The following is a 3,051-nucleotide window of genomic DNA, read 5'->3' on the forward strand; positions in this document are numbered from 1 at the left end:
GGCAGCGGCTACAGCCAGCTGGTGTTCGACGACAGCGACGCGCAGCTGAGGCTGCAGCTGGCGACCACCCAGGCGCAGACGCAATTGAACCTGGGGCATCTGGTCCACCAGGCCGACAACTACCGCGGCAGCTTCCGCGGCGAGGGCTTCGAACTGCGCAGCGACGCCTGGGGCGCGGTGCGCGGCCAGTCGGGGCTGTGGCTGACGGCCTATGGCCACGCCGGCACGACCCCGGCCGGCGAGGCGGTGCAGCCCACGGCCCTGCTGACGCAGTTGCAGAAACTGGGGCAGACGTTCTCGCAGGCGGCGGCCACGCACCTGACGGTGAAGCTGGCCGCGCACGAAGGCGCCGGCCAGGCCGGGCACAGCCGCCTGATCGGCGAGCAGGCGCCGCTGCAGGCGCTGCTGACCAGCGTGAAGACGACGGTGCCGGGGGAGGCCTACGACCAGGCGCAGGGCGCGGCCGGCGAACACGATGCGGCACCGGGCGAAGGCAAGGTGCCGCAGCTGGGCGATCCGCTGCTGGGGCTGGCGGCGCCGGCGGGGATCGGCCTGGTCGCGGGCCAGAGCCTGCACTGGAGCGTGGGCGAGACGCTGACGCTGGGCAGCGGCCAGGGCAGCGAGGCGGCGATCGCCGGCGACGCGCGGCTGCATAGCGGCCAGGCGATCGGCCTGCTGGCGGCGGCGGTGGAAGGCACGCAGGAGGCGACCACGCTGAGCGTGGTGAGCGGCGAGGGCGAGTTGGACGTGCAGGCGCAGGGCGACGAAGTGCGGCTGCGCTCGCGGCAGGGCCTGAAGGTGGTCAGCGCCAACGCGGCGGTGGAACTGGCGGCGGGCAAGACGGTGCACCTGGCCACCGCCGGCGGCGCCAGCGTGACGATCGAAGGCGGCAACATCACCTTCGCCTGTCCGGGCAACATCCGCGTGCATGCAAGCAAGAAGTCCTTCGTCGGGCCGGTGCAGCAGGCTTATCCGTTGCCGCAGTTCCCGCAGAACATCTGTGTGGAGTGCATCAAGCGTGCGGCGCAGTCAGCACAGGCGTTCGTGGTCCGATGATGACGGCTTTGCCCCGAATGCGATTGCCCCTGCCTGAGGCGCAGCGCCCACGTGCCGATGGGATTGCGGCGGCGCTGTTGGGCTCGTTCCAGGCGATCGGTGGGTATCTATATGCGACCATCGACCTTGCCGCGGTGGAAAACGCCGAGGAATGGCTTGAATTGTTGAAGCGCAGTGGAGGCCGCAACCTGTTCGCCTCGCATCCGGAAGCGGAGGCCGAGTCATTGGCCGCGTGGCAGATGGGTTTGGGAGATGCGTCCGGCCACGACAAGACTCTCCTGGGTTACAGCGTGGAGCAGGCCCTGTTGTCCGATGGAGTGACCTGGCTCATCGGTGCATTACCGGCGGACGAGATGGCGACCCGGCTGTCGAGGCGCCTGACCGCACGGCTGCCGGAAGGGGACGCGCTGTTCCGTTGCTACGACCCTCGCTTGCTGCCGGTCATTCATGAAGCATGGGACCAGATCCCGCCGCATCCTTTCTTCGCGCTGGGCAGCCGCTGGCATTTTCTCGATGCCTCGTTTCAATTGCAGTACGCGCCCCTGACCGAACCAGGGCCGGTGGATCCATTCGTACCCCCGATGCTGGTATCCGACGAACAGCATCGGCGCCTGCAGGCCGTGTCCGAGTTGCATCAGCTGGCACGATTTCTTGGATTGCGCAAACCCGAGCAGTTCTTTCGTATTGCGCCAGGTGACAGGCTGGCGTTCATCGCCTTACAGCGATCGAATGCAGCGGCCTGCGGAGCGGCCCGGTTCGCCGATGTCCTGCGCTATTGTGAACTTGCGATGGAACACGGCGCCGAGTTCCACCGCCAACCACGCTGGCAGGAAGTGTGGGAGCAAATGCTGCATACGGGATTGAGCCTGGCAGATGCGGTTTCCAAGGCGGAAATGGAGGGGCGAAGACCATGAACAAGGCATTGCAGTACGTAGTGGCGGTGCTGGGGCTATGGGGGCCAATCGACGTAGCATGGACCGCTGACCCACTTTCCGAGGTGACGCGGGACATGTCCGAAACAGCGATCGATCCCGCATACGAGCAGGCTCTGGCCGCCTACGTGCAGGGCCGCTTCACCCGGGTCAGGCAGACGGTGGATGCGGATCGTGCCCAGGCCCGGCGCTACATGAGCCCACGTTTTGCAGAGAAGTACGAGGCCGAGTTCAATCCTGCCGTCGCGCTGGCCGAGTTCAAGTCTTGCCAGGGGTGCGAGGAATTCCGGATCAGGATCACGCGGATGCGGCACGAACTGCACGACGAGCGCGTGCCATGGAACGAGTACTCCACAAACGTCAGCTACATCGAGTTCGTGACGGAGCCGGTCGTGCCAGCCGATGCCGAGCCGAAGTCGATGGCGGTGCAACTCGATTGGATGCCAAGGGAAGTTCGCACGAAAGGCGGCGTGCCGTTGGAGATCACGCGCGAAGACATGCTGGTGCGCCGGCAGAGGGTATCGATGTGAAGGAGCGGATGGCAAAGCATACGGGTTGGATGCTGCCGCTGGTGCTGCTGGTGCTGCTGGCGTGCCAGGGAGGCTCGAATGAATCTTATGCGGCTTCCCCCGAAAGGCCGCCTGTGCCGCAAAGCAGCGGGCTGGTGAACATCCCGATTCACAGTTACAACTATACGGATCGGACCATCAGTAGTTTCTACGTGAATGGGACATGGGGCGGCAATGTATTCATCAGCCGTGGCAATGCCGGCGGTGGAAAGTCGGCTTGCTGCGTGAGATGGTATTCGGGAATGGAGGCCAACTTGCCGAAGAAGTATCGGGTCCGCTGGATTGCGGACATGTGCAAATATCAGGTGGAGGAAGGTGGGGGCGTATTTGACAGGTATCGGGCTGTATGGAAAGAGCAGGATGCCTACCTGACGGAGTTGCCCCCTGGCAAGCCGAAGGCGTTCGAAGTCCACTTCTATCGCGACGGACATGTGGAAGTGGCGATGAGCGAGCAGTTCATGGCACATCCGCGCCTGAAACTGCCGTACGACGAG

General features: G+C 64.9%; 4 protein-coding genes. All 4 read left to right on the plus strand.

Features of this window, described 5'->3' with window-relative positions:
* Positions 1-1,056 (plus strand): type VI secretion system Vgr family protein (locus LRX76_RS18640; RefSeq protein ID WP_231807126.1); only part of this gene is annotated, 1,056 nt, incomplete at its 5' end.
* A gap of 17 nt (positions 1,057-1,073) precedes the next feature.
* On the plus strand, positions 1,074-1,970 hold the full coding sequence (locus tag LRX76_RS18645) for a DUF4123 domain-containing protein (RefSeq protein WP_231807127.1): 897 nt from the start codon (positions 1,074-1,076) through the stop codon (positions 1,968-1,970).
* Entirely contained in the window at positions 1,967-2,518 is a 552-nt protein-coding gene (locus tag LRX76_RS18650; RefSeq protein ID WP_231807128.1) for a hypothetical protein, read from the plus strand. The genes LRX76_RS18645 and LRX76_RS18650 overlap by 4 nt, the downstream gene beginning before the upstream one ends.
* A gap of 8 nt (positions 2,519-2,526) precedes the next feature.
* Positions 2,527-3,051 (plus strand): DUF3304 domain-containing protein (locus LRX76_RS18655; protein WP_231807129.1); only part of this gene is annotated, 525 nt, incomplete at its 3' end.

Origin of the sequence: Stenotrophomonas sp. MMGLT7 (genome assembly GCF_021168555.1) — a bacterium.
GTDB lineage: Bacteria > Pseudomonadota > Gammaproteobacteria > Xanthomonadales > Xanthomonadaceae > MMGLT7.

Coding starts and splice junctions, on each gene's coding strand:
- LRX76_RS18645 (WP_231807127.1), top strand. CDS start 1,074: ATGCGATTGCCCCTGCCTGAGGCGCAGCGCCCACGTGCCGATGGGATT.
- LRX76_RS18650 (WP_231807128.1), top strand. CDS start 1,967: ATGAACAAGGCATTGCAGTACGTAGTGGCGGTGCTGGGGCTATGGGGG.